The sequence below is a fragment of the Streptosporangium sp. NPDC050148 genome (genome assembly GCF_055586505.1).
The window spans coordinates 225,211-251,873 of the sequence record NZ_JBVJIA010000011.1 but is presented as its reverse complement, the minus strand read 5'-3'; the positions used below and the strand labels follow the sequence as shown (position 1 = coordinate 251,873).

Below are 26,663 nucleotides of genomic sequence, written 5' to 3'. Positions count from 1 at the left end.
GGTGGGTGGTCGTGGGGTGGTAGGGGGGGGGGGGGAGGGGGGGGGGAGGGCGTGGGTTGCGGGGGCCCCTACCAGGGGGGGGGGGGGGGGGGGGGGGGCCCCCCCCCCCCCCCCCGCCGCTCGTGAACCTCCCGTTCCCGCGGCCTCGTCCCCTCTCCAGGCCGGGCCGGGGGCGCCGGGGGTCGCGGTCTCAGAACGTGCCCAGCCAGCGCAGCCGAGGCCAGATCCGCGACCATGGTTCACGCGGGTCGCGGCAGACCAGGATCTCCTTGCCCTCCTCGAAGTGGGGGAACTCGAAAGTGAGCGCGCCCCGGGATTCGCACCGCCCGAACAGCCTGGAGAACGAGGGCCGGTCCACCCCGACGGCCACCACGATCGTTTTGTCGTCTCCCGGAAGGCCGAAGTCGGCGTAGGAGTTGTGGCCGCTGTACTCCCGCGGCAGCCCGTGACGGGGACCGTACAGGTTGAGGGCCCCCGCCTCGCCGTAGTTGTGGCCGTAGAGGACCGCCCGCGCCCGGTCGGCCTCCGGCAGGGACCGGTGGACCTCGGCCACCTGGGCGGCCAGGGCCTCCCAGCCCGTCTGGCCGAACTGCTCCTCGCCGAGCGCCGCCAGCACGGGATTGCGGGCGTAGACGTCGGCGGGCACGACCGGCATCACCATCACCATGGCCAGCAGCGCGTTCCCGGTCACCGCCAGCCAGACCCAGGCCCGGCGCGAGATCGTCGCCGCCCAGCCGTCGGCCCTGACGCACCCGGCCACCAGCAGCACGGTCAGCAGGCCCTCGCTGTACCGGGGGGCGCCACCGGTCAGAAGCAGGACGGGGACCATGACGAGGTAGGCCACGCCGAGCGAGCGGTAGGCGCGCCACTCGGGCCGGCGCGTCAGGGCCAGCAGCCCGACGATCCACACCGGGGTGAGGAACGGGCCGATCATCAGCACCTGCCCCACGATGAAGTTGATCACGCTCGCGACCCCGAACGGCTCCGACATGCTCTGGGCCATCGCGAACTGGGGCCAGCCGTTCAGCGCCTGCCAGACCAGGCCGGGCCCGGCGACCAGCGCGGCGACCGCGACGCCGGCCAGGAGGTACCGGCCGCGCAGCACCCGTCTGGGCCCCGCGACCAGCAGACCCGCCACGAGACAGATCACGAGCAGCACCACGAGGTACTTGGCGAGCATGCCGATCCCGGCCACCAGCCCGGCGACCGGCCAGAGCCTCTCCTCGCCGGTACGGATGACGCGGACCACCACCCAGCACACCGTCACCCAGACCAGGTGGTCCACGGCGGTGGGGTGGAGCACGTGCCCGGCGGCGAACGACGCCAGCGAACCGGCCGTCGCGCACGCCGCGAGCACCTGGGCCCTGCCGCCCCCGCCCAGCTCGCGGGCGATGAGGCCGGCGACCAGCACGGCGAGCCCGGCCAGCAGCGCGGGCACCACGCGAATCGCGACCAGGTTGTCGCCGAACAGCGCGATCTGCGCGCGCGCCAGCAGCGGGACCAGGGGCGGCTGGTCCACGTACCCCCAGCCGAGGTGACCCGCGGCCACCCGGAAATACAATTCGTCGACGTAGTGACCCTGTCCGCCGGAAAGCAACAGGAACAGGGCCGTCACCCCGGCGGAGACGGCCGCCAGAGGCCCTCGCCGTACCGGTGTCACCGGTGGTACGCCTTTTTCGGCATACGTTTCTTTAATGGCCGCTACGGTGGGCATGGAAGGGCACCTCTCATTCTGGATCCGCAACCTGTCACGGCAGGAGGAGGTGCTTGTCCGTGAAACACGCCTTCCACATGAAAATCACCGCGCCCGCAGGACAGCCGCTGGTGACAGCATGATGGGAGGTGCCCGCAGGGGCAATGACATTGAATCCTCGGGAAAATATGCAGCTCGCGTATTGAGCGACACGGCACTTGCGCCCATTCTTTTCATGCATTATTTTTCCATCAATGCCCTGTCGTCGCCGAGTCACCCGATCCCGCTTTTCGACGGAGCCGGCACACCGGTGGTTCACGAATCGCTCGACCCGCATTCGACAGGGAGTTTTCGAATGCCGGAAAACAGGTGGACCCGGCCACCCCACACGATAGAACCCCCATGCGAGGTGAACGGAATGCAGGAAGCCCGAACGACGCCTGTCAGTTCTGGCCTGGACATCGGCAATCTCACCCAATTCGAGTACCTGGCCCTGAACAGCCCGCTGAACATCGCCGACGCGCACGCCCGCCAGGCGCTCACCGCGGGACAGGCCCGGATCATCGACGACCTGCCCAACCTGTTCGCCAAGGCCGCCGAGCTCCCGATCGAGGAGGTGGAGCGGGAGTCCCATCGCGCGTACTTCGGGCTGCTCGGCCAGCACAGTTACCCCGGCGACGACGGCCGCGTGCTGGCCTGCTACTCCTCGTCCGTGGCCATGGAGATCCTCGCCCGCTCCCTGTCCGGCGCGATGGACTCGGTCGCGCTGATCCACCCCACGTTCGACAACATCCCCGACATCCTCCGCGGTGTCGGGCTGACCCTGGTCCCGGTGGCCGAGGAACGGCTCGGCGGGGACGAGCTCGACGACATCCTGGGCTCGGTGGGATGCGTCTTCGTCACCACGCCGAACAACCCGACCGGCCGGGTGCTGTCCGAGGAGGGCCTGCGCAGGCTCGCCGGGCAGTGCGCCGAGCGCGACGTGGTCCTGGCGCTGGACACCTCCTTCCGCGGGTTCGACCCGGCCGCCCATTACGACCACTACCGGGTGCTGCGCGACAGCGGGTGCCGCTGGGTCGTCATCGAGGACACCGGCAAGCTGTGGCCGACGCTCGACCTCAAGATCGGCTGGCTGGTGACGTCCGAGGAGCTCGGCCTTCCGGTGGCCAAGGTCTACTCCGACATCCTGCTCGGCGTGTCCCCGCTGGTCCTCGCGCTGGTCCAGCGGTTCTCCGAGGACGCGGCCGACGGCGGCCTCGCCGACCTGCACCGCTTCATCGCGGGCAATCGCGCCCTGGTGAGGGACGGGCTGGCCGGGGTGCCGGGGATCCACTTCCCCGACACCCACAGCAGGGGCAGCGTGGAACGGGTGAACGTCGGCGAGCGCTCGTCGCTGGAGGTGTGGTCCAGACTGCGGGACCACAACGTCTACGTGCTGCCCTGTCACAAGTTCCACTGGGCGAACCCCCAGGAGGGTGACAGCACCCTCAGGATCGCCCTGTCCAGGTCCGCCGCCCCCCTCGACGAGGCGACGCGGGCGCTGCGCTCCATACTGCTCGAACGATGAGGATCGCCCCGGGCGAGGCCGCGCCGGCCGAGGCGGGGCCGGCCGAGACGGCCGGCCCCCTGTCGCACGCGCGGTCCTGGCGGGCGGGGATCGTGCAGTCGGTCTCCGCTCCCGGCGTGTTCGACCTCGGGCCGGGCTATCTCGAACCCGCACTGCTCCCGGTCGACCTGCTGGGCGCGGCCTACACGCGGGCGCTGGAGGAGTACGGTTCGGCCGCCCTCGGCTACGGTGACGATCGGGGCGCCCTCGACCTGCGCGCCGCGCTGGCGGATCGGACCACCGTGGCCGACGGCATCACCTGCGAGCCCGGCAACGTCCTGGTCACCGCGGGCATCTCGCACGCCCTCCAGCTGATCGCCACCATCCTGGCGGCCCCGGGGAGCGTGGTCCTCGTCGAGGAGACCTGTTACGACCTGGGACGCCTGATCCTCACCGACTGCGGGCTGCGCCCGCGCGAGGTGCGCTCGGACTCCGAGGGCATGGACCCGGACGCGTTGCGCGACGCCCTGGCCGGAGAGCGGGTGGCGTTCGTCTACCTGAACCCCACCTTCCACAACCCGACGGGCCGGGTCGTCCCCGTCTCGCGGCGGCGCGAGCTGCTGGCCGTCACCGCCCGCCACGGGACGCCGATCGTCGAGGACGACGCCTACGCCGAGCTGAACCTCGGCGGAGGGCCCACGCCGCCCTCCATGGCCGGACTCGCGGACTACCACGGGGTGATCAGGCTGGGTACGTTCTCCAAGACGCTCGCCCCCGGGCTGCGCCTGGGCTGGCTGCTCGCGGGGACCCGGACGATCGACCGGCTCGCCGGGCACGGGCTGTTCCGCAGCGGTGGCTGCCTGAACCACACCTCGGCGCTCGCGATGACCGCGCTGGTGCTGGCCGGAGACTACGACAGGCACCTGGGCTGGCTGCGGGAGCGGCTGCGGGAGCGGCGGGACGCGCTCGTCGACACCCTGCTGGCCGGCCTGGGCGACGACTTCGAGCTCGACCGGCCCGACGGCGGCTTCTTCGTCTGGCTCCGCGCCCTTCGCCGGTACCGCGAGCCCGACCTGCTCGCCGCCGCGAGCGCGGCAGGGGTCGAGGTCGCGGCGGGCTCCCGCTTCGGCGGCACGGCACGGCCCTCCGTCCGGATGGCCTACAGCTTCAACTCCCCCACGCGGCTGGCCACCGCCGCCCAGCGGCTGACCACGGCCTGGCACGCGGTACCGGCGCACACGGATCGGACCTAGAGCATGCGATCGATCGTCACGACAGGCGAGGCGTCCGCCTCCTCCACGCGGGGGGCGGGCCCTTCCGGCTACTCCCTGCCGCTGTCCCCCTCGGGGGGCTCGGCGATGGTCACTCCCCCGCCCTGGCACTTCTCCGGCGACGTCATCATGGTCGACTACCGCGTGGACCCCGCGGCGGCCGCACGGTTCCTGCCACCCGAGCTGGACCTGGGACCTGACCCCGGGGCGGCCGCGGCGATCTTCGCCGAGTGGCAGTGGTGCTCGCACTCCGGGGCTGAGCTGGAGGACCCGGCACGGTGCCGGTTCTCCGAGTTCCTGATCCTGATCGCCTGCCGCCACGAGGGGCGGCAGCTGGCGCGCTGCCCGTACGCCTGGGTGGACAGCCCGGTCCCGCTGATGCGCGGCTGGATCCAGGGGATGCCCAAACAGTTCGGCGCCGTCCACCAGACCCGGCCGGCGACGGTCGGCCGAGCCGGTCCCCGGCTGGCGGGCGGGGGACGGTTCAACGGGGTGCTGTCGGTGGACGGGCGGCGTACCGCCGAGGCGTCCGTCACGCTGGAGGGCCGGATCGACCGGCCGCCGTTCCTGCACACCGTCCCGCTGGTGCACACCCGCCTGTTCCCCTCCTGGGTGCCGTCGGAGCCCCCGCTGAACCAGCTCGTCGTCTCGGAGGTCACCGACATCGAGTTCTCCGACGTCTGGGCGGGCCCGGCCGACCTGCGTCTCCTCGACGGACCGGACGTCGACCTGGCCGGCCTGGCCCCCGTCGAGGTGGGCACGGGCTACGTGTTCTCCTACGCGGAGACGCTGCACCACGGCCGACCGCTGACCGGCGACGGCGGGTGACGCCGGGGCCGTCCCGGATGCCCCATCGTCGCGGACGGTCCCGGATTCCCGTCCGCCCCGGCGGGTGGCGGATGGCGGAGGTGGACGGGAATCGAACCCGCCAGGCCGGGAGACCCGGCCTCGTCGGTTTTGAAGACCGCGGGGGCCACCAGGCACCCGGACACCTCCGGGGGAGAACATACTCCCCCGCGGGTAGGGGCACCGAGGCGGCATGCCGGACGGCGGCGTGCCAAGGGCCCGTCAGGGGTGGATGCGGCATGACGGACACCGAGGCGGAGCGGCGCTCTCCTCTCACCACGGGCGGCGCGGTGCGGCTGACCCGGTACGCGCACGGCGGCGGCTGCGCGTGCAAGATCCCCCCTGGGGAGCTGGAGGCCGTGGTCGCGGGCCTGCTGAAGGAGCCGGACGGACCGGGCGGGCCGGGCGGGCCGGACGGGCGTCCGCCGTTCAACGCCGAGCTGGTCGTCGGGCTGGACGACGGGGACGACGCCGCCGTGGTCCGCATCGAGGGCGGGCGGGCCGTCGTGGCCACCGCCGACTTCTTCACGCCGGTGGTGGACGACGCCCGCGACTGGGGAAGGATCGTGGCGGCCAACGCCCTGTCGGACGTCTACGCGATGGGCGGGGAGCCGCTGGTGGCGGTCAACCTGCTCGGCTGGCCGCGGGAGGTGCTGCCGATGGAGCTGGCCGGGGAGGTGCTCCGCGGCGGCCTGGAGGTGGCGCGGGCGGCGGGCTGCCACGTCGCGGGCGGTCACAGCGTCGACGACCCCGAGCCGAAGTACGGCATGGCGGTGACCGGGCTGGCCGACCCCGAACGGCTGCTGCGCATCGACCGCGGCCGGGCGGGCCTGCCCGTCTCGCTGTCCAAGCCGCTGGGGGTCGGCGTGCTCAACACCCGGCACAAGGCGACCGGTGAGGGCTTCCCGCAGGCGGTCGCCACGATGACCGCGCTGAACCGGGACGCCTCCCGCGCCGCGCTCGCCGCCGGGGCCGGGTGCGCCACGGACGTGACCGGGTTCGGCCTGCTGGGTCACCTGTACAAGCTGGCCAGGGCGAGCGGCGTCACCGCGGTGGTGGACGTGGCGGCCGTGCCGTACCTGGACGGTGCCCGCGAGGCGGTGCGGGACGGCCATGTCAGCGGGGGCACCCGGCGCAACCTGGCGTGGGTCCACCCGCACCTCGACCCGGGCCGGACCGGTGAGGAGGACCTGCTGCTGCTCGCCGACGCCCAGACCTCGGGCGGCCTGCTCGTGGCGGGAGAGATCCCCGGCGCCCCCGTGGTCGGCGAGCTCGTCCCGTTCGACGGCGCGGCCCTGCGGCTGCGCTGACCGGTCACCGTCCCGGACGGCCCCGCCCCCGGCCGACCGGGTGCCGGCCGGACGGGGCGCCCGTCCGGGTGACGGCCGGTGGCCGCGCCGGACGGGCGGGACACGGCAGGGGACCGTGGGAGACTCACGCGGCGGTGAACCGCGCGGCCGGTTCGCCGCCGAGCCGTCCTGCCGGCAACCTCCGGCCGCACATGACCAGCGTGAAGTCCTGGGCGGCCCCGTACAGCGGCGTTCCCGACCCGAGGGTCCAGTCGAGGTCCTCGGCACGCAGCTCGATCCCGTCCAGGTCGACGCCGAAGTGCTTCCGGCTCTTCTCCGGGGTGAAGCCCGGCAGGATCATGCGCAGCCGTTCCTCGGGGACGCGCCGGTCGATCCCCAGCGGGACGGTGATGTCCAGGCCGTGGACGATCTCGTGGGTCAGCGTGACCTCGTATCCGTCGCCCGGCGGCTTCCAGGGATGGTTCGCGTTCTGCGTGAGCTGGTCGACGAGCTCCGCGGCGATCGCCTTCCTGACCTCGACCATCGGTTGTCCTCTCTCCTTCGGAGACCCGTTCGCCCCACCGACGAACGGGCCCGGCCCCGACGGACACCCGGGGCTCACCCGATCTCGGCCAGCCTGCGGGCGAGGTAGCGCCGCTCGGTGCCGGTGGGCGCCAGCTCCAGCGCCTCGCGGTAGGCGCCGCGGGCCTCGGCGGTACGGCCGAGGCGGCGGAGCAGGTCGGCGCGGGTCGCCGCCAGCAGGTGGTACCGGGCCAGCGCCCCCGACGCCGCCAGCGCCTCCACCAGTCTCAGCCCGGCGGCGGGTCCGTCGGCCATCGCCACCGCCCGGTTCAGCTCCACCACCGGCAAGGGCGTCAGGTGCGCCAGCCGCCCGTAGAGCGCGGCGATCTGCGTCCAGTCGGTGTCCGCAGGATCGGCCGCCTCCATGTGGCAGGCCGCGATGGCGGCCTGCACCTGGTACGGGCCCGCCCGGCCGCGCCGCAGCGCGCCCTCCAGCAGCGCCACGCCCTCGGCGATCTGCGCGGCGTCCCACCGGCCGCGGTCCTGCTCCTCCAGGGGCACCAGGTCACCGGCCTCGTCCAGCCGGGTGGCCCGCCGGGCGTCGTGCAGCAGCATCAGCGCCAGCAGGCCCGTCGCCTCGGGCTCGTCCGGCATGAGACCGGCCAGCACCCGGGCCAGCCGGATCGCCTCGGCGCTGAGGTCGCGCCGGAGCAGGTCCGTGCCCGCCGTGGCCGAGTAGCCCTCGCCGAACAGCAGGTACAGCACGGCCAGCACGGCGGGTGTGCGCTCCGGCAGCAGGTGCGCGGGCGGTACCCGGTACGGGATACCGGCGTGCTGGATCTTCCGTTTGGCCCGGACCAGCCGCTTGGACATCGTCTGCTCGCCGGTCATGAACGCCCTGGCGATCTCGGCGGTGGTCAGCCCGGCCAGGGTCCGCAGGGTGAGGGCGACCCGGGCCTCCAGCGCCAGCGCCGGGTGGCAGCAGGTGAACATCAACCGCAGCCGGTCGTCCGGCACCCCGCTCTCGTCACCTGGTTCCGGTTCGTGTGACAGGGCGGCCACCTCCCGTAGCTCGGCGGCGCCGACCGTACGGCGGCGCAGGGTGTCGACGGCCCGGTTGCGGGCGGCCGTGGTGAGCCAGGCGCCGGGCCTGCGCGGTATCCCGTCGCGCGGCCAGCGCAGCAGCGCCTGGGCGAAGGCCTCCTGCGCGCTCTCCTCGGCGAGGTCCCGGTCGCCGGTCACCCGGATGAGGGTGGCGACCACCTGGCCCCACGCCGCCCCGCAGCACGTCGCGGCGCCGCATCTCCTCGGCCCATCCGTCGCAGCCGTCCATCGCGTGCTCGGCGGCGGACTCGTCACCGCAGATCAACAGCATGTACTTCACACGTCCTCCTCCGCGTACGGCTCCTCGTGAACACGACGAACGGGAACGCCGCGAAAGGACGGTATCGCTCAGGTCTCCGCGCTCTCCCGGCGCGCGGTCTCCTGCCGGGCGGCCTCCAGCCGGGCCCGCTGGGGCACCACCGTGTACTTCGGGTCGGCGGCCGACGCCTTGCCGGCCCTCAGCACGCCGAAACGGGTGCACAGGGCGCCCCCGGTGAGGGCCAGGCCCGAGAGCGCGGTGAGCGTCCGGCCGCGTCCGGCGACCGGGGCCAGCAGGGCTCCGGCCACCGTGAGGACACGGGCCGCCCGCATCAGGCGGCCGGAGACGCCCTGCCGGTACGGCTCGCCGAGCATGCCGAGGCGGCGCTCCATCACGGCCCCGGCGACGGTCTCGACGGTGGCGCCCAGCACGGCGGCGGCACGGGCCGGACCGGCGTCCCGGAGCGGGGTGGCCAGCATGCTCGCGGCGCCCGCCCCGGCCAGCGCGCTCCCGGCGAACAGGAAGGGCAGCTCGCGGTGGGCCTCGTGCCAGGCGGGCACGGCGGTGTCGGCCACGAGCACGGCGGTGTAGGTCGCCATCAGCGGGCCGGTCAGCACGGCCACCAGCCCGGCCGCGTCACCGGCCGCGGGCAGGAGCGTCACAGCCCGGGACGGCAGCGCCGCGGCGAGCCGGGCGCGCAGGGCCGCGGCCCTCGCGGCCCCCGCGGCCCCCGCGGCCCGGGAGGGCGAGGGGGCGGCCCGTGTACCGGACAGGACTGCGGCGAGCCGGGCGGGCAGGGCCGCGGCGAGCCGCGAGGGCGGCGGGCCGGAGGGCGGCTGGCGCGGGGTGACCAGCGCGGAGCCGGCCGCGAGCGCCGTCAGGCCGCTGTGGACGGCCAGCACCCAGGAGCCGACGCTCATCGGCGAGGTGGGCTTGAAGACGCGCAGCATGTTGAGGAACCGCTCGGGCCTGCCGAGCTCGGCGACCAGGAAGGCGGCACCGCCCGCGGCTCCCCCGGCCGCGACGAGCCTGGCGGTGAGCGCGAGCCGGTCGCGGCCGGTGAGCGTGGCCATGGCCGCGATCATCGACGCGGCCCCGGACGTCCCTCCCAGGTAGAGGTAGACGGGCATGTGGGGTTCGTGCCAGATCGGCGACTTGATGATCGGCTGCCCGTAGTAGGAGCGGAACTCCGCCTGCGGGACCATCGCCTCCTCGCCCCGCCTCATCGCGACCGGCCAGGGAACGAGCGCGACCGGCCCAGGAAGGAGAGCGCGACGGCCCCTGCCATGGAGAGCGCCGCCCCGGCGGCCCACCCCCACATGGCCGACAGGTCCCTGGTGGTGACCACCGGGTCGGGCGGCAGGCCGTACACCTCGGGCTCGTCCATCAGCAGGAAGAACGCCCCGTCCCCGCCCACGCCGTCACCGGGGTCGGCCCCGTACAGGCGGGCCTCGGAGCGGCCGCCGGCGTGCAGGTGCTCCAGGCGCTCGGCGGCGCGGGCCCGCAGCTCGTCCAGCGGCCCGAACTGGATGGAGTCGGTGGGGCACGCCTTGGCGCAGGCCGGTTCCAGCCCGCCGAGCTGGCGGTCGTAGCACATCGTGCACTTGAAGGCCCGGCCGTCGCGCTCCCTGCGGTCGATCACCCCGTACGGGCAGGCGGGCACGCAGTAGCCGCAGCCGTTGCAGACGTCGGCCTGCACCACCACGGTCTCGAACTCGGTGCGGAACAGCGCCCCGGTCGGGCAGACGTCCAGGCAGGCGGCGTGCGTGCAGTGCTTGCACACGTCCGACGACATCAGCCAGCCCTCGATGTCCTCGAACCCGCCGTTCGGCCCGCCGCCGTCCGATGCGGACCCGTTCGGTCCGTTCGGTCCGGTGCCGTCCGGCCCGGCGGGTTCCCGGCCGTCCCGGGCCCGGCCCGGCTGCTCGATGAAGGCCACGTGCCGCCAGGTGTCGGCCCCCAGGCTGCCGGTGTTGTCGTAGGAGGTGGCCCGGAAGACGAACCCGTCGTCGGGCACGTGGTTCCACTCCTTGCAGGCGACCTCGCACGCCTTGCAGCCGATGCAGATGCTCGTGTCGGTGAAGAAGCCCATCCGCTCAGCCACGGCGGTACTCCTCGACCAGGTCGAGCAGGGCCCTGCCGGTGGGACGTCTGCCGGGCCGCAGGTCACAGGTCATGGCCTTGCTCTCCTGGATGTAGACGTTCGGGTCGAGCACGAGGGGCATCAGGTCGTTGACGGTGTCGCCGGTCACCAGTCCCCCGCTGCCCCAGCCCCAGTGGTACGGCAGGCCGATCTGGTGGACGGTCCCGCCCTGCAGCCGCAGCGGCCGTACCCTGCCGGTCACCAGGACGCGCGCCTCGATCGCGGTGCGGCTCGTCACGATCGTCGCCCAGCCCCCGTTGACCAGCCCCAGCTCGGCGGCCAGCGCGGGGGAGACCTCGCAGAACAGCTCGGGCTGCAGCTCGGCCAGGTAGGCCAGCGGCCGGCTCATGCCGCCCGCGGTGTGGTGCTCGGTGAGCCGGTAGGTCGTGAGCACGTACGGGAACCGCGAAGAACCCGGCGGGTTGTAGGGGCTCTCGGGCCGCAGGTACATCTGCCGGCCCGGGTTGGCCTGCTGCGCGTACAGCGGGTTGCGCACCGGGGACTCGTGCGGCTCGTAGTGCGCGGGCAGCGGCCCGTCGGCCAGGCCCGAGGGGGCGAACAGCCAGCCCTTGCCGTCGGGCTGCATGATGAACGGGTCGGTCCCGGCCAGCGCCGCCTCGGCGAGCGCGCCCTCGGGCGGCCGGTAGCCGGGCGGCTTGTGCCGCTCGAAGTCCGGCACGTCGTGGCCGGTCCACTCCCCGCGCTCGGCGTCCCACCACACGTAGGCCTTGCGCTCGCTCCACGGGCGGCCCTCGGGGTCGGCGGAGGCCCGGTTGTACAGGATGCGCCGGTTGGCCGGCCAGGCCCAGCCCCACTCGGGGGCCACCCGGCTCTGCTCGCGGCGGGGTTTGCGCCGGGCGGCCTGGTTGACCTCGTCGGCGTAGACCCCGCAGTAGATCCAGCAGCCGCAGCTGGTGGAGCCGTCGGGTTCGAGCTCGGTGTAGGCCGACAGGGCCCGCCCGTCCGGGCCGGTGCCGTTGATCTCGCGCAGCACGGCGTCGGCCGACGGCTCGGCGTGCTCGCCCTCCTCGGGGTAGTCCCAGGTGAGCTCGCGCAGCGGCCGGTCGATCTCGTCGTCGGTGATCCGCTGCCTGATCCGCTTGCCGAGGTGGTAGTAGAACGACAGGTCGCTGCGGCAGTCGCCCGGCGGCTCGACGGCCTTGTGCCGCCACTGCAGCAGCCGCTGGGTGTTGGTGAAGGTGCCCTCCTTCTCCACATGACTGGCGGCGGGCATGAAGAACACCTCGGTGGCGATGTCCTCGGTGCGCATCTCCCCGGTCGCCAGCTCCGGGCCGTCCTTCCAGAACGTGGCCGTCTCCACCAGGGTCAGGTCGCGCACCACCAGCCAGTCGAGGTTGGCCAGGCCCAGGCGCTGGGCACGGCCTCCCGAGGAGCCCACGGCCGGGTTCTCGCCCACCACGAAGTAGCCCTTGACCGTGCCGTCGATCTGCGCCATCACCGTGGTGAAGTGGCCGTGGTCCCCGGTGACGCGCGGCAGGTGGCCGAAGCAGAAGTCGTTCTCGGCGGTGGCGGCCTCACCCCACCACGCCTTGAGCAGGCTGACGGTGTAGGCGCGCTTCCTGCCCCAGAAGCCGGTGTCGGCCCCGACGTTGGCGAGGTAGTCGTCCAGCCCCCCGTGGCGGTGGGCGTGCGGCATCGGCAGGTAGCCGGGCAGCAGGTTGAACAGGGTGGGGATGTCGGTGGAGCCCTGGATGCTGGCGTGGCCGCGCAGCGCCAGGATGCCGCCGCCGGGCCTGCCGATGTTGCCCAGCAGCAGCTGCAGGATCGACGCCGCGCGGATGTACTGGGCGCCGACCGTGTGCTGGGTCCAGCCGACCGCGTACGCCCAGGCGGTGGTGCGCTCGCGGCCGGAGTTGGCGGTGATCGCGTCGGCGAGCTCGGCGAGGTCCTCCGGGCGGATGCCGCACAGCTCCTCGACCAGCTCGGGGGTGTAGCGGGCGAAGTGCCGCCGGAGGATCTGGTAGACGCACCGGGGGTGGCGCAGCGTCGGGTCGGTCGGCGGCCTGGACGAGGCCGGGGCGCCGCCCGAGCCGTACTGGTCACCCCCGGCGGCCGCGGAGTGGTGCCGGCCGCCCTCCAGGTGCTCGCCGCCCCCGGACGCCTCCTCGCCCGACCCCTCGTACGACCAGCTCGCCGGGTCGTAGGAGCGCGTCTCGGGGTCGAAGCCGGAGAACAGGCCGTCGAGGTCCTCGGTGTCCCCGAAGTCCTCGGAGATGATCGACGCGGCGTTGGTGTAGGCCAGCACGTACTCGCGGAAGTCCAGCTCGCGGGTGAGGACGTGGTTGATCAGCGCTCCGAGCAGCACGATGTCGCTCCCGGCGCGGATCGGCAGGTAGCGGTCGGCGATCGCGCTGGTGCGGGTGAAGCGCGGGTCGATGTGGAACACCTTCGCCCCGCGTGCCTTTGCCTCGACCACCCACTGGAAGCCCACCGGGTGGCATTCGGCCATGTTGGAGCCCTGGATGACGATGCAGTCGGACTCGGCCAGATCCTGCTGGAAGTCCGTGGCACCGCCACGCCCGAAGCTGGTCCCCAGACCGGGGATCGTGGAGGAGTGTCAAATACGGGCCTGGTTCTCCACCTGGATCGCGCCGAGGGCGGTGTACAGCTTCTTCATCAGGTAGTTCTCTTCGTTGTCCAGCGTCGCCCCGCCCAGGCCGGCGATGCCCATGGTGCGCCGGACCGTTCTGCCCTCGTGCTCCTGCTGCCAGGTCGCCCGCCGGGTCGCCACGACCCGGTCGGCGATCATGTCCATCGCGGTGTCGAGGTCGAGCCGCTCCCAGTCGGTGCCGTGCGGGCGCCGGTAGAGGACGTGCGTCTGCCGGCCGGGGTGGGTGACGAGCTGCTTGCTCGCCGCCCCCTTGGGGCAGAGGCGGCCGCGGGAGATCGGCGAGTCGGGGTCGCCCTCGATCTGGGTGACGCGGCCGTCCTTGGCGTAGACGAGCTGGCCGCAGCCGACCGCGCAGAACGGGCAGACCGACCGGGTGACGGTGTCGGCCTCCTCGGTGCGGGGCCGCAGCGCGTCGGTGCGCGCCGAGCGTGCGGCGTCGCTCCTGCCGTCCTCTCCCCTGAGCTGGCGGATCACCGGCCAGCGGGAGACGAACCTCCCGGGTCTCACGGGGGCCGTTCTACCCCGGCCGGCCCGCCCTAATCGCCCCGTGCCGCCCCGGCCCCGATGGCCGCGCCCGTCTTTCGGGCGCGGCCACGGCCCGGTCGCGCCCTATCCGGCCATGGCCGCGCCGGACATCGCCTCCCTCCGGGGTACGGAGAAGGCCCCGTAGCTGCCCGAGTGGAAGACCAGCGGCTCGCCCGGCGCCCCCCGGAAGTGCTCGACCTCCCCGACGAAGATCAGGTGGTCGCCTCCCTCGTACGTGGTCACCGTGCGGCACGCGAAGTGGGCGAGGGTGCCCGCCAGCACCGGTACCCCGCCGGGGGCCAGGACGGTCTCCACCCCGGCGAACTTGTCGGGCAGCGGCGTGGCGAACCGCCGCGACAGGTGCTCCTGGCCCGCGGCCAGCACGTTGACCGCGAACCGGCCGGCCTCGGCGAAGGCGGGCGCGCTGGGGGCCCGCCTGGACAGGCACCACAGCACCAGCGGCGGGTCGAGCGAGACCGAGGTGAAGGAGTTGACGGTGACGCCCAGCCGGTCGCCCCGGCCGGTGGCGGCGGTGACCACCGCCACCCCGGTGGCGAACTGCCCGAGGGCGTCGCGGAGAGCCCTCATCACGCCGCCCCCCGCTCGGCCCGAGCCAGGTACTCGGCCGTGCCGGCCGGGTCCAGGAACCAGCCGGCGAAGTCGGAGGGGTCGTCGAAGCCGTTGACGAAGCGGGAGGCCACCTCGGGCAGCCTGTCCGCGGCGCCCAGGATCTCCACCACGTGCGGGGGCGGCGGGGCCAGGAGCGCGTTCGTCCAGGTGGTGGCGTGTCTCGCGTCCTGCCAGTAGCGCTCGAAGACCTGCGCCATCCACGTCGCGTCGAACGGGCGCCCGCCGCGCTCGAGGATGCTCTCCAGGTACGAGGCCGCGCACTTGGCGGCGTTGTTGGCGCCCTGCCCGGTGATCGGGTCGTTGAGCACGACCACGTCCGCCACCCCCAGGACCGCCGCCCCCGACGGCAGCGTGGCCACCGGCCTGCGCACGACCGGGGTGAAGCGGCCGGACAGCACGCCGCCCTCGTCGGTGAGCTCGACGTCCGCGCAGCGCTCCGCCTCCCAGGGCAGGAACGTCTCCAGCACCCAACGGCTCCTGGCCAGGTGCTCGGCGGGGGTGCTGACGTCGGCCCAGCAGTCCATCGGCCCGCCGGGAACGCCCTCGAACACCATGATCTCGCAGGGGCCGGTGACGGTGAGCGCGGGGAAGACGAAGTACTCGCCGACCCCGGGGACCACGTTGAAGCAGACCGCGGAGTACTCGGGCCGCGGTGCGAGACCGTTGACGTAGGTCAGGGCCAGGGCCCGCTGCGGGGCCCGGTACGGCGAGCGCGGCGTGTCCCGCTCGAAGAGCGAGGAGATCGGCCCCTTGCCCGCGGCGACCAGGACCAGGTCGTACTGGGCGGCGTAGTCCTCCAGGTCGTCCACGCCCGCGTCCTGGATGACGATCTTGCCGCCGAGGCGTTCCACCTCGGCCATCCAGGCGGGCATCTTCAGTCGCTGGTCGACCGAGCGGGCGGGGGTGTCCAGCCGGGCCGCCCAGTGGAGGGCCGGGCCGTCCGGACCGGCCATGGCGAACTGGATGCCCTCGATCGGCGGGCATCCGCCGGACCACAGGTCCAGGCCGAGGGCGCGCTCGTGGCCCAGGGCGGTGCCGAACATGGCCTGGCTGGAGGTGACCCGGCCGTCGCGGATCTCCTCGGGGGTGCGGTTGGAGACGACGGTGACGTCGTAGCCGTTCCGCAGCAGGCCGAGGGCGAGGTGGAGGCCGGCCTGACCGGCGCCGACGATGAGGATTCTGCGCATGATGACGGTGTCCTTCGTGAGAGGTGGAGGGAGGGGAACGATCGAGCGGCGCCTGAGAGAACGGTATGCCGGGCGCCGTATCCCCTGCCATCCGCTCAGCGCGGGTTACGTCCGTCTGGCGCGGAGTTCCCGGCGGCGTTCCCGGCGTTCCCGGCGTTCCCGGCGCTGTCGCCGCCGCGCAGCGTCTGCGACGGGGCCTGGCCGTGGCGCGCGCGGTACATCGCGGCGAACCGTCCCTGGTGCAGGAAGCCCCACCGGGCCGCCACCCCGGTCACCGTGCACCCGGCCGGATCACCGGCCGCCAGCTCGCGGTGGACACGGTCCAGGCGCACGTCCCGGAGGTAGGCCATCGGGGTCAGGCCGAGGTGGCGGCGGAACCCCTCCTGCAGGGAGCGCCCGCTGACCGCCACGGCCCGCGCCACGTCGTCGGTCGTCAGCGGCAGGTGGGCGTGCTCCTCGATGTGACGCATCGCCCGGCGTACCACCTTGGGCACGGCGGCGGGGCGGGGCGCGGTCAGCCGGTCCCGGTAGTTGGACGGCTGACCGGTCAGCAGGGAGGCGATCAGCGCGTTCTCCAGGTGGGCCACGGCCAGCGGCTGCGCGGCCATCCCGTCACCGTGCTCGGCCTCGTCCACGATCAGGTCGACCATGGCCCTCCAGGCGCGCGCCCAGCCCGCCGTCATGTCCACGCCCAGGTCGAAGACGACCGGCCGGTCGAGGCGTTCCCCGAGCATCCGCTCCAGGGCCCCCTCGACGGCGGGGCGGTCGAACTTCACGATGAGCTGGGGGCAGCCGGCCGCCCAGCGCATGTCGAGGTGTTCCGACGGCGACGGCAGCGAGGCCGTCCGGGGCGTCGACACGATCTCCTGACCGCCGCAGCGGATCAGGCTCCGCCCGGCCAGCGGGATCTGCACCAGAAAGAAGGACTCCAGCTCCCCCGGCTCGATGCGGACGTCCGCCCCGTAGTCCAGGTAGTTGACCCGCACCGAGCCCAGCCGCGCCGAGTTGAGCCGCGCGGCCAGCCGGGAGGCGTCCCCGGTGAGCTCCAGCCGGTGGGGGCAGAACACCGCGGCCACCCGCTCGCGGGCCTCGTCGAGATCCCCGGTGTCGAAGACCGGACTGTTGCCGAGCGGTACCCGATCCCGCGCCTCGTCCATCGACGCCTCCGCCTCCGTACCCGTCACGTGCCCATCTCCGCACCGAAAGGGCGCGCCGTCCACGCAGAAATGCACAGAACCGTGGCCGGATCCGGACGGAGGGCCTGAGGGATCGGGCGGCGCACGACCGGGACGCGGGCGGGACACGGCCGGGACGCGGGCGGGGCATGGAGGGCACACGGTCGCGCGGGGAGGCCGTGCGGCGCGCTGATCCGGTGGCGCGGGCGGGCTCTCACCGCTCCTGCCTGCGTGAACGTCGCGGACGTGACCGGGCCCGGCCGCGGGTGGCCGGGCGGCGGCTGGCAGGATCGGGGCCGTGAACCATCGCACGCTCGGTCGCACCGGCATCCAGGTCAGCCCGCTCTGTCTCGGCACGATGATGCTCGGGGCGTGGGGGAACACCGATCACGACGAGTGCGAACGCATCGTCGGCACCGCGCTCGACGCGGGCGTCAACTTCATCGACACCGCCGACGTCTATGCGTTCGGCGAGAGCGAGACGATCCTCGGCAGGGCCATCAGGGGCCGCAGGGACGAGGTCGTGCTCGCCACGAAGTTCCACAACGCCATGGACGACTCGCCCAACCGGCGCGGCAACTCCCGCCGCTGGATCATGCGTGCCGTGGAGGACAGCCTGCGCCGCCTGGACACCGACTGGATCGACCTCTACCAGGTCCACCGCCCCGACCCGCGCACCGACATCGACGAGACCCTCGGCGCCCTGTCGGACCTGGTGCGCCAGGGCAAGGTACGGGCGATCGGCACCTCGTCCTTCCCCGCCGAGGAGCTCGTCGAGGCCCAGTGGGTCGCGGAGCGCCGCAACCGCGAGCGGTTCTCCACCGAGCAGCCCTCGTACTCGATCCTCGCCCGGCACGCCGAGGCCGCGGTGCTTCCGGTGGCCGAGCGTTACGACCTGGGGGTGATGGTGTGGAGCCCGCTGAACGGCGGCTGGCTGACCGGCAAGTACCGCCGTGACGCGCCGCTGCCGACCGGCTCCCGCGCCTCCCGGAACGGCGACCACTTCGACTTCAAGGCCGAGGAGATCCGCTCCCGCAAGCTCGACGTCACCGAGAGGCTGGCCGTGCTGGCCGACGAGGCGGGCATCACGATGATCCAGCTCGCGCTGGGCTTCGTGCTCTCCCACCGGGCGGTGACCTCGGCGGTGATCGGCCCGCGCACGCTGGAGCAGCTCACCGGCCAGCTCGGTGCCGACGAGGTACGGCTCTCCCCGGACGTGCTGGACGCGATCGACGAGCTGGTCCCCCCGGGGACGAGCATCAGCCCCGCCGACGTCGGGTACTCGCCTCCCGCGGTCACCGAGGCAGCGCTGCGCCGCCGCTGACCCCGGAGACCCCGGAAGGCCCGGAGAGCCCTGCTGATCCCGGCACCACGGAGAGCCCTGCGGGCAGGCCGGTGACGACGGCCTCGCCCGTCCCGTCGACGGACGCGGTCACCGGCTCCCCCGCGACCCGCAGCCCGCTCAGCGAGACCGCCCCCAGCGGGGCGCCCGCCAGGGGCTCCAGCAGCACCCGGCCACCGGGCACGTCGGGACGGAGACCGAGCGCGGCGTGCGCCAGCGTGACCGCGGCGGCGGCCGACCAGGCCTGCGGGCGGCAGGCCGCGGGGTAGGGCACGGGCCGCCCGAGCGCGGCCCGGTCGTCGCCGCCGTACAGCTCGGGCAGGCGGTGGCCGAACGCCTCACCGGCGGCCAGCAGCCCTTCGGCCAGGACCGCCGCCTGCGCGGCGAACCCGCCCCGGGCCAGCCCGGCGACCGCGATCGCGGTGTCGTGCGTCCAGATCGACCCGCAGTGGTACGACAGCGGGTTGAAGCCGCCCGCGTCCGCCGACATCGTGCGCAGCCCGAAGCCCCCGGCCAGCTCCGGGGTCACCAGCAGGTCGGCGACGCGGGTCTCCTCGGCCCCGTCGAGCAGGCCGGTGCCGAGCAGGTGGCCGATGTTGCTGGTCAGCGCGTCCACCGGGTGCCCGCTTCCGTCCAGGGCCAGGGCGGGGAACCGGCCGTGCGGGCCGTCCGTCCAGAACCGCTCCCGGAAGCGCCCGGCCAGCGCGGCGGCGTACTCGCGGTGCCGGTCGGCCCCGGGCCGGCCGAACGCCTCCAGCAGGTCGGCGCCGCAGCGGGCCGCCCGGTGGGCGTACCCCTGGACCTCGGCCGGTGCGATCGGCGGCCGGGCACGGTGGCCGTCGTGGAAGCGCAGCGCGTCGCCGGAGTCCTTCCAGCCCTGGTTGGCCAGGCCCAGGCCACCGGGGTCGGCGTACCGGACGAACCCGTCACCGAGGGGGTCGGCGTGCTCGGTGAGCCAGCCGAGGGCGGCCTCCAGGTGGGGCAGGAGCGCCGCGATCTCCGCGGCGGGCGCGCCCCAGCGCCAGGCGTCGTGCAGCAGGTGGATCCACAGCGGTGTGGCGTCGATCGTGCCGTAGTAGACGGCGGGCAGGCGCAGGCCGTCGCCCCCGGCCGTGAACGCCTCCCGGCGCAGCTCGTGCATGATCTTCCCCGGCGCCTCGCCCGAGCCGGGGTCCAGGCGCGTTCCCTGGCGGCGGGCCAGCACGCGGAGGGTGCCGAGGGCCAGCTCGGTGCCCAGCGGCAGCAGCATCCGCGCGGCCCAGAGGCTGTCGCGCCCGAACAGCGTGAGGTACCAGGGCACCCCGGCCCCGAGGAAGGCGTCGGCCGGGACGGCGGGCTCGGCCAGCCGGAGCGAGCGCAGGTCGTCCAGGGACCGTTCGAACAACCGCTCCAGCCGGGGGTCGGTGGCGACGAGCCGGGGTTCGTCGCGCCCCGCCGCCCACTCGGCGGGGCGCGACGGCGCGACGACCACGGCCCGCGGATCGTGCGCCGCCACCCGCCAGCGGAGCGTGACGCGGCCGCGGGGCTCCAGCGCGACCGGCCGGCACAGGTACGCCGCACGCCCGTCTCCGGCGACCTCGGCCCGCGCGCCTTCACCGGTCACCGTCACCCGGACGCCGTCGCGACTCCAGGTGATCTCGCCATGGCCGGTGATCCCGGCCGTGATCCCGGCCGTGATCTCGGTGGGCCCCGTCGCGTCGCCGGACTTCACCGTGTCGATCGGGGCGAGATCGCAGCCCAGCTCCAGGGTGATCATGGCGGGGACGGGGACCTCGGCGGCGGAGACGATCTCCACGCGTTCCCCCATGCCACCGGGCACGACCTGCCGGACGCGCTCGATCCGTACCGTGGGGTCGGGGGTGGGGTCCCCCAGCCACCGGGCCAGCGTGACGAACCCCGCGCCGCCCGATCCCCGCAGGGCGTGGCCGACGGTCTCGGGCTCGCGGCCGTCGACGGTCAGGACGGCCCGGGACAGGACGCGCCGGTCCGCGTGGAACACTCCCTGGACCCCGGCCGGGCGGATCTGCCCGTCGTCGCCGCTCAGCGCGACCGTGGGGGCCGCCACCACGGCGACGAGGTCGTGCAGGAGCGGCTGGAGGCGACGGGCCGCGTCCGCGTCGAAGCCGGGGGCGGGGCGGGGAACGACGGGGGGCGGGGCGTCGTCGAGCACGACTGGGCTCCCTGGGGGTCGGGTCGGTGGCACCGCGACAGGGGGCGGCGGGGATCGTCACGGCACGCCCCTTTCGTGGAACGATCCATCCATTACACCCGGTCCACCCGCTCCGGTCCAGCCGAAGTCCGCCCTGACCTGCTGATACGCCGATCCGGCGGATGGAGGCATACCCACCCGGAACGGGGTAGTCCTTAGGGATGTTCTTCATCTTCGGTCTCCGTACCGCTCTCCACCGGCTCGGTGTGCTGACCCGCACCTGTCCCAACTGCGGCAACACCGCGGCCCAGATCCTGACCAAGCGGGTCACCAAGTTCAGCCTGTTCTTCATCCCGCTCTTCCCGGTCCGGACCCGGTACGAGACGCAGTGCACGTTCTGCGGGGCCGCCTACGGCGTCTCCAGGAGCGAGGCGGACCAGCTGGCGGTGCGCTGAGCCCGGCCGCCCCGAACCGCTTTCCCGCCCTGGGCGCCCACGCCGACGACCCGATCGTCGATGATGGGCGGACGTCGCCGCGCGCCCGGGCCGCTCCGATCGTCGAAGGGCTCGCCCGGCACGCCCCCCTCGCTTCAGGAGACCGCGTGAAGATCACCTGGGACGGTGCCCTCGCCTGGCGGATGAACAGGTAGATGCTGGAGAGCCCCGAGACCGACGACCCCGTGGCGATCGTGAGCCGCCTGTGCGGCGTACAGGCGCAGGTCGCCTCCTCGGCACGGACCGCCGTGGGGGTCCGGCAGCGCGAGCCCCGGCGCGGGAGCGTCGACGAGGCGCTGGCGGACAGGCGGCTGGTGAAGACCTGGGCGATGCGCGGAACCCTGCACCTGCTGCCCGTCGAGGAGGCCACCGCCTACCTGAGCCTGCTGGCGGCGACCCGGAGCTGGGAGAAGGCGTCCTGGCAGCGCACCTTCGTCACCGGGGACCGGCTGGAGGCCATCGGCGAGGCGGCCCGTCACGCCCTGGACGGCCAAGTGCTCACCCGCGAGGAGCTGACCGCGCAGGTGATCGACAAGACCGGTGACGAGAGCATCGCCGAGCACCTGCGATCGGGCTGGGGCGCCGTGCTGAAGCCGCTGGCCTTCCAGGGGGTGCTCTGCCACGGGCCGTCCGACGGCGCCACGGTCACCTTCACCCGGCCCGACACCTACCTGCCCGCGTGGCGCGGCCCGATGGATCCCGCCGAGGCCGCCGGGATCGCCATCCCGGCCTACCTGGCCGCCTACGGGCCCGCGCCGATCGAGGGCTTCGACCAGTGGCTCTACCGCGGCACCCTCAGGAAGGCCGACCTGCGCGCCTGGGTCGCCGCGCTGGGCGACCGGATCACCACGGTCGAGATCGAGGGCCGGACCGTCCACGTGCGGGCCGAGGACCTCGACGACCTGGGTGCGGCCAGGCCCACGGACACGGTCCGCCTGCTGCCGGCCTTCGACCAGTACGTGCTGGGCCCGGGGACCAGGGAGACCACCGTCGTGCCCTCGTCCCGGCGTGGCGAGGTCAGCAGGGCGGCCGGGTGGATCTCGCCGGTGGTGGTGAGCCGGGGCCGGGTCTGCGGCACCTGGGCCGCCGAGGAGGACGTCCTGTCGGTCACGGTGTGGAAGGAGTGCGACGTGCCCCGCAAGGGGCTGGAGGCCGAGCGCGATCGTCTCGGCGTCGTCCTGGGACGCGACCTCACGCTGAGCGTCCGGACCGGCTGACGCCCGGTGCCCGGCCGGCCGTTCGGCGGGCCGGGCACCGGGGATCGGGCACCGGGGATCGAGGACCGGCGGCCGGGAACCGGACACCGGGGACGGGGCGGGCCGGGCTCAGCCGGTGCGGCGGATCCGGATGCCGTGGGCGTCCGCGCGCTGGACGCCGGAGGAGTCGAGGTTGGAGATCGGGACCAGGCCCTCGACCGTGCCCTTCTTGCCGTTGCCGGTCAGCTTGAGGATGAGCATGCCCGGGTTCGTCCCGTGCGAGGAGTGCGGGTCGCCGGAGAGCGGGTTCGGCCCCCGCGTCGAGGCGAAGGCCCACTTCTCGTCGGGCGAGACCGCGAAGAGGTCGACCGTCGGGTCGGCGCTGAACGGGGAGGTCAGGTCGACGGTGCCGACGTGGGCGCCGCTCGCCCCGTTGAAGACCTCGGCGACGTTGGCGTCACGGTCGCCGACCCAGACGTGGCGCTCGTCGCCCGCGACCAGCACGCCGTGGGCGTCGCGCTCGGGCGAGTCGTCGTCGAAGAGGCGCTGGACGGCCGGGGTGTTCGGCGAGGCGATCGACGAGTAGCCGCTCATCGGCAGCCGGAAGACGCTGAACTGGTCGAGGTTGCCGGGCGCGCCGCCGCCGCCGTTCCCGAAGACGGTGCCCGCGGCCTCGATGAAGCCGCAGCCGTTGGCCGGGACCTGGGTCACGTCGTACTCCCCCACGATCGACATCGGCGTGGTGCGCCAGTCGACCACCAGCAGCCCGCCGCCGCGGAGGCTGACGAAGACCGGACCGTTGTCGGAGGCGATGAACGGGCAGATCGGCGCGTTGTCCGGGCGGACGGCCGGGGCCTGGCAGGGCAGGCCGTTCGGCGTGACGCACCCGGCCATGTCCAGCGTGGCGGCCGGTTGCGTCGTGAAGACGCCGGAGGCGTAGTCGGTGGTGATGCGCTCCAGCTTCTTGCCGTTCTGGTTGGCGACGATCAGGTACCTGTCGTCCTCGGTGGGCCAGACGGCGTGGGCCTGCCGGGCCCCGCCCGCCCCGGGTTCGGTGCGCAGGCAGGCCAGCGGGGCGCGGGTGGCGGCGTTGAAGACGACCACGTGGCCGCTGGCGACGAAGGCGAGCGCGGCGTGGGTGTCGGCCTTGTTGAAAACGATCATATGGGGACGTACCGGGACACTGCCGGTGCTCGCCAGGCAGAGGGCGGAGGTCGCGCCGCCGAGGTCGATCACGTGCGCGGGCCGGGCGGCCGACAGCCGCGTGGTGACGTCGGCGCCGGAGTACACGTGCACGGCGCCGCCGTGGGCCAGCCCCGGACTGTTGGACTGGTCGACGAGCCAGATCTCGTACGCCTCCTTGACGGTCGTGCCGGTCGTGCCGGTCGCCGCCTGCGACCCCGCGGCGCCCAGGGCGAGCGACGTCAGCACCGCGACGACCGCGGCTCCCCACTTTCTCATGCACCCTCCACGAGCGCTCCGAGCCGGGCTTCCCCCGCATTCCTGTCGAACAGTTGTTTCCTACTTTTATTGATTCATCAGTAAAAATCACGAAATTACGGACTTATGCAACAAAGGAGTATGGAACGTTCTACGAGCCTGGAGAACGGGGAGGCGCGAAAGATGTCGCCGTCCGATGGAAGTCAGTGACAAGCGGCGACGAAACATGCCGTACGCGTATCAATAGCCCCTTTCCAGCCCGACGGAACCGGCCACGACGAGCCGCACGGAGCGGTCACGGGCGGAAGCGGGCTCCCGAGACGACGACGAACCGGCCGGGATCCGACGCCCCGGCCGGAACGCCGGTGCGACGACGTCCTTCGAGCCAGACCGACCTCGGCCGGTCTCGACCGGCCTCGGCGGCCTTGATCGGCCTCATATGCCTCGATCGGCCGGAGGCGGGACGGCATGGAGTGAAACGTTCAGGCCCACCGGCCTCGCAACGATCGGGTGGCAACGTCGGGCGACCTCGGCCTCGCACGCAGGATTCTCCCTGGTGGAAGGGGCACGGTCTTCGGCGGGGGGCGCGCCGGTGGCAGGTCACCGCATCCGCGCGGAGGCGATACCCCCGAAACGTTTGGTCATCTCCTTGACAACTTTCGGCCCCTTTCCCACACTTGGTTGCCGGGCGGGACCCACCGCTCCGCTCCATTGTTAACGCAAACATAACCGTGATCGCCCATCTCGGGCCGACGGCGGTCGTCGCGGCGATCACGTTCGGGGTGGTGGCGGCGAGAAGGAGATCCCGTCGCCGGGCCGAGTGCACAGCGGGACGAACAGCCGTAGAAACCATTGAGCCGCCTCGGTCGGACCGGCCTCACCTGCCGGCGATCCGGACGGCACGATCTCGGGAGGGTCCGTGACACGGATCGTCATGGCAGTCGCTCTTCTCGGCGCATCACTGGTGGCCGTGAACGGGCAGGGCGCGGCAGGGAAGGTCGCGGCCGCGCCCGTCATCACCGTTTCGGACGGTGTGCGCCACCAGGAGATGGACGGCTTCGGCGTCTCCACGGCGTTCCGCCGGGGTGAACTGCTGCGCAACCTGTCGACGGCGCAGCAGAACGACGTCTTCCGGCTGTGGTTCGACCGTGAGACCGGCGCGGGGCTCAGCATCCTGCGCCTGGGCATCGGCGCCTCGCCGACCGGCAGCCCGTACGACAAGATGGTCTCCATCCAGCCGCAGAACCCGGGTGGCCCCGACGCGCCGCCGAGGTACGTGTGGGACGGCGACGACGGCGCCCAGGTGTGGGTGCCAAGGTCGCGCAGTCGTACGGCCTGAAGCGTTTCTACGCCAACGCCTGGAGCGCCCCCGGCTACATGAAGGACAACGGGAGCGAGAACAACGGCGGCACCCTCAAGCCCGAGTGGCGCGCGGCCTACGCCCGGTACCTGGCGCAGTACACGAGGTTCTACGCGCAGGAAGGCATCAAGATCACGGACTTGGGGTTCACCAACGAACCCGACTACATCGCGACCTACGAGTCCATGCGCTTCACCCCGGCCCAGGCCGCCGCCTTCGTCAAGGTCCTCGGCCCGATCGCGACCGACGTCAGGCTCGCGTGTTGCGACGCCTTCGGCTGGGATCAGGCCAAGGCGTACACCAACGCCATCGAGGCGGACCCCGAGGCCCGCCGCTGGGTGTCCACCTACACGGGTCACACCTACGCCAGCCAGATAACGAGCCCGCAGCCCGGGAACAAGCGCACCTGGATGTCGGAATGGGGCCCCGACGGGAGCACCTGGAACGAGAGCTGGGACGACGGGAGCGGCCAGGACGGCTTCACCGTCGCCCAGGCCGTCCACCAGGCCCTCACCGTCGGCAACGTCAGCGGCTACCTCTACTGGCTGGGGGGCTCCTCGGGAGCCACCCGGGCGCTGATCCAGATCGACCCGGCGGCGCGGACGTACCGCGCGTCCAAGCGACTGTGGGCGATGGCGGCGTACAGCCGGTTCATCCGGCCGGGCGCGGTCCGGCTCGGCACGTCGACGGGCAACTCGTCGCTGAAGGTGTCGGCGTTCCTCAACTCCGACGGATCGAAGGTCGTGGAGGTGCTGAACACCGGCAACTCGGCCGTCACCTGGGACGGCCTGCAGGGTGGCACCACCGCCTACGTCACCGACAACTCCAACTCGCTCGCGCGCGTCACGGTCACGGGCGGTGCCGTCACCCTCAGGCCGCGCTCCCTCACGACCGTCGTGATCGACGCGCCGACCCCCACCCCGACCCCGACCCCCACGCCCACCCCGACTCCCACGCCTACTCCCACGCCGACCCCGACTCCCACGCCGACGCCCGTCCCCGGTGGGTGCACGGCGACGATCCAGACGACGAACGCCTGGGGCGGTGGCTTCCAGTCCAGCGTCACCGTGCGGGCCGGTGCCGGTGCGATCAACGGCTGGGCGGTGGGCTGGACCTGGCCCGGCTCACAGTCCATCACCCAGCTGTGGGGAGGCGTACGGTCCGGCTCGGGAGCGAACGTCACCGTCCGGAACGAGACCTGGAACGGCGGCCTCGCCGCCGGCGCCACCACCACGTTCGGATTCACCGCCGACGGAACCGCTGCCACACCGGTACCGACATGCGAGGCCTCCTGACCTGACGACGGCGCCCCGCTCCCCCGCGCAAGGGAGAGCGGGGCGTTCTCGTGCGCGGACGCGGTGGCGCCCGGAAAGGCGCCGACGGGCCGGTTCCCGGCCATCCGCGGCAGCGCGCCGTCCTCTGCCGCCGATCATCCGGGAGACGATCAGGCCCCGGTGGGACATCCCGTACATGCCTTGAAAGCCGTCAAGAGATGATCGAAACATTTCGTAAGACCGGCCACATTTTGATCATGTAAAAGAAGCTTTCATCGGCCGATCCAGACCACATTCGGCAAGGCGATCCCGAAGAGCAGGCACGACTCCCGCCTGCCGAATTCTCCACAAGATCATATTACCGATACATTTCTGAAAGTTGTTGACAGTCCGAGCGGGCCGAACCGACACTCTCACCATCACAAGCCCTGACCGCCACCGGTCAGGGTCACCCGCCACGCGGCCTGGACTCCGGTCGCCGACCGCCCGACGACCGGCCGGCCCGCGGTGCACGACTCCGACGCACGGTGTACCCCACCGTGGCCACCACCGGCCCCGCCGGCCGTACCACGCCGTCTGCTCCAGC

Annotated in this window: 20 protein-coding genes and 1 tRNA gene; 9 read left to right on the top strand and 12 right to left on the bottom strand. The window is 73.1% G+C overall.

Annotation, left to right across the window (positions count from 1 at the left end; all coding sequences use genetic code 11):
- Positions 1–190: 190 nt before the first annotated feature.
- Positions 191–1,660, bottom strand: a complete 1,470-nt coding sequence (locus ACZ6RT_RS15530) for an ArnT family glycosyltransferase (RefSeq protein ID WP_399188958.1) — start codon at positions 1,658–1,660, stop codon at positions 191–193.
- 451 nt (positions 1,661–2,111) lie between these two features.
- Between ACZ6RT_RS15530 and mppP the strand changes: the two genes are divergently transcribed.
- The 3 genes from mppP to mppR are packed head-to-tail and all read left to right on the top strand — an operon-like array spanning position 2,112 to position 5,338.
- Complete coding sequence (gene mppP / locus ACZ6RT_RS15525) at positions 2,112–3,260, top strand: enduracididine biosynthesis enzyme MppP (protein ID WP_399188960.1); 1,149 nt, start codon at positions 2,112–2,114, stop codon at positions 3,258–3,260.
- Complete coding sequence (locus tag ACZ6RT_RS15520) at positions 3,257–4,492, top strand: aminotransferase class I/II-fold pyridoxal phosphate-dependent enzyme (RefSeq protein ID WP_470154070.1); 1,236 nt, start codon at positions 3,257–3,259, stop codon at positions 4,490–4,492. The genes mppP and ACZ6RT_RS15520 overlap by 4 nt, the downstream gene beginning before the upstream one ends.
- 3 nt (positions 4,493–4,495) lie before the next feature.
- The gene (gene mppR, locus ACZ6RT_RS15515) at positions 4,496–5,338 is read left to right on the top strand and encodes an enduracididine biosynthesis enzyme MppR (RefSeq protein WP_399188964.1); all 843 of its coding nucleotides are present in this window, start codon (positions 4,496–4,498) and stop codon (positions 5,336–5,338) included.
- Between the two features lie 72 nt (positions 5,339–5,410).
- Here mppR and ACZ6RT_RS15510 read toward each other — a convergent pair.
- Positions 5,411–5,506, bottom strand: a tRNA-Sec gene (locus tag ACZ6RT_RS15510).
- Positions 5,507–5,595: 89 nt separating this feature from the next.
- On the opposite strand from ACZ6RT_RS15510, the gene selD reads away from it, so the two are divergent.
- Positions 5,596–6,666, top strand: a complete 1,071-nt coding sequence (gene selD / locus ACZ6RT_RS15505; RefSeq protein WP_470154068.1) for a selenide, water dikinase SelD — start codon at positions 5,596–5,598, stop codon at positions 6,664–6,666.
- Between the two features lie 124 nt (positions 6,667–6,790).
- Here selD and ACZ6RT_RS15500 read toward each other — a convergent pair whose 3' ends face one another.
- The 8 genes from ACZ6RT_RS15500 to ACZ6RT_RS15465 form a co-directional block, all read right to left on the bottom strand.
- Entirely contained in the window at positions 6,791–7,189 is a 399-nt protein-coding gene (locus ACZ6RT_RS15500; protein ID WP_470154067.1) for a hypothetical protein, read from the bottom strand.
- Between the two features lie 74 nt (positions 7,190–7,263).
- Complete coding sequence (locus tag ACZ6RT_RS15495) at positions 7,264–8,430, bottom strand: RNA polymerase sigma factor (protein WP_470154065.1); 1,167 nt, start codon at positions 8,428–8,430, stop codon at positions 7,264–7,266.
- Positions 8,431–8,619: 189 nt separating this feature from the next.
- Positions 8,620–9,735: an NrfD/PsrC family molybdoenzyme membrane anchor subunit gene (gene nrfD, locus ACZ6RT_RS15490; protein WP_470154063.1), complete on the bottom strand. Its 1,116-nt coding sequence runs from the start codon at positions 9,733–9,735 to the stop codon at positions 8,620–8,622.
- 17 nt (positions 9,736–9,752) lie between these two features.
- Positions 9,753–10,622 carry a 4Fe-4S dicluster domain-containing protein gene (locus ACZ6RT_RS15485; RefSeq protein WP_399189439.1) on the bottom strand — a complete coding sequence of 290 codons (870 nt, stop codon included), beginning with the start codon at positions 10,620–10,622 and terminating at the stop codon, positions 9,753–9,755.
- Positions 10,623–10,626: 4 nt separating this feature from the next.
- Positions 10,627–13,812: a formate dehydrogenase gene (gene fdh, locus ACZ6RT_RS15480; protein WP_470154061.1), complete on the bottom strand. Its 3,186-nt coding sequence runs from the start codon at positions 13,810–13,812 to the stop codon at positions 10,627–10,629.
- Positions 13,813–13,914: 102 nt separating this feature from the next.
- Complete coding sequence (locus ACZ6RT_RS15475; RefSeq protein ID WP_399188979.1) at positions 13,915–14,418, bottom strand: flavin reductase family protein; 504 nt, start codon at positions 14,416–14,418, stop codon at positions 13,915–13,917.
- Positions 14,418–15,647 carry a styrene monooxygenase/indole monooxygenase family protein gene (locus ACZ6RT_RS15470; protein WP_399188981.1) on the bottom strand — a complete coding sequence of 410 codons (1,230 nt, stop codon included), beginning with the start codon at positions 15,645–15,647 and terminating at the stop codon, positions 14,418–14,420. The genes ACZ6RT_RS15475 and ACZ6RT_RS15470 overlap by 1 nt, the downstream gene beginning before the upstream one ends.
- A gap of 95 nt (positions 15,648–15,742) precedes the next feature.
- The gene (locus ACZ6RT_RS15465) at positions 15,743–16,831 is read right to left on the bottom strand and encodes an AraC family transcriptional regulator (RefSeq protein WP_399188983.1); all 1,089 of its coding nucleotides are present in this window, start codon (positions 16,829–16,831) and stop codon (positions 15,743–15,745) included.
- A 289-nt stretch (positions 16,832–17,120) separates the two neighbouring features.
- On the opposite strand from ACZ6RT_RS15465, the gene ACZ6RT_RS15460 reads away from it, so the two are divergent.
- Positions 17,121–18,146, top strand: a complete 1,026-nt coding sequence (locus tag ACZ6RT_RS15460) for an aldo/keto reductase (protein WP_470154058.1) — start codon at positions 17,121–17,123, stop codon at positions 18,144–18,146.
- Here the strand turns inward: ACZ6RT_RS15460 and ACZ6RT_RS15455 are convergent.
- Complete coding sequence (locus ACZ6RT_RS15455; RefSeq protein WP_470154056.1) at positions 18,118–20,334, bottom strand: amylo-alpha-1,6-glucosidase; 2,217 nt, start codon at positions 20,332–20,334, stop codon at positions 18,118–18,120. The genes ACZ6RT_RS15460 and ACZ6RT_RS15455 overlap by 29 nt on opposite strands.
- Positions 20,335–20,534: 200 nt before the next feature.
- Here ACZ6RT_RS15455 and ACZ6RT_RS15450 point away from each other — a divergent pair, with 200 nt between their 5' ends.
- Both ACZ6RT_RS15450 and ACZ6RT_RS15445 read left to right on the top strand, forming a co-directional pair.
- The gene (locus ACZ6RT_RS15450) at positions 20,535–20,768 is read left to right on the top strand and encodes a zinc-ribbon domain-containing protein (protein WP_344907322.1); all 234 of its coding nucleotides are present in this window, start codon (positions 20,535–20,537) and stop codon (positions 20,766–20,768) included.
- 194 nt (positions 20,769–20,962) lie between these two features.
- Positions 20,963–22,024, top strand: coding sequence for a winged helix DNA-binding domain-containing protein (locus tag ACZ6RT_RS15445; RefSeq protein ID WP_470154054.1), 1,062 nt, complete (start codon positions 20,963–20,965; stop codon positions 22,022–22,024).
- Positions 22,025–22,132: 108 nt separating this feature from the next.
- Here the strand turns inward: ACZ6RT_RS15445 and ACZ6RT_RS15440 are convergent, their stop codons facing one another.
- Complete coding sequence (locus ACZ6RT_RS15440) at positions 22,133–23,464, bottom strand: YncE family protein (RefSeq protein ID WP_470154052.1); 1,332 nt, start codon at positions 23,462–23,464, stop codon at positions 22,133–22,135.
- A 913-nt stretch (positions 23,465–24,377) separates the two neighbouring features.
- Here ACZ6RT_RS15440 and ACZ6RT_RS15435 point away from each other — a divergent pair.
- Positions 24,378–24,782, top strand: coding sequence for a hypothetical protein (locus ACZ6RT_RS15435; protein WP_470154050.1), 405 nt, complete (start codon positions 24,378–24,380; stop codon positions 24,780–24,782).
- Complete coding sequence (locus ACZ6RT_RS15430) at positions 24,749–26,098, top strand: cellulose binding domain-containing protein (protein ID WP_470154049.1); 1,350 nt, start codon at positions 24,749–24,751, stop codon at positions 26,096–26,098. The genes ACZ6RT_RS15435 and ACZ6RT_RS15430 overlap by 34 nt, the downstream gene beginning before the upstream one ends.
- The last annotated feature ends 565 nt before the right edge of the window (positions 26,099–26,663 follow it).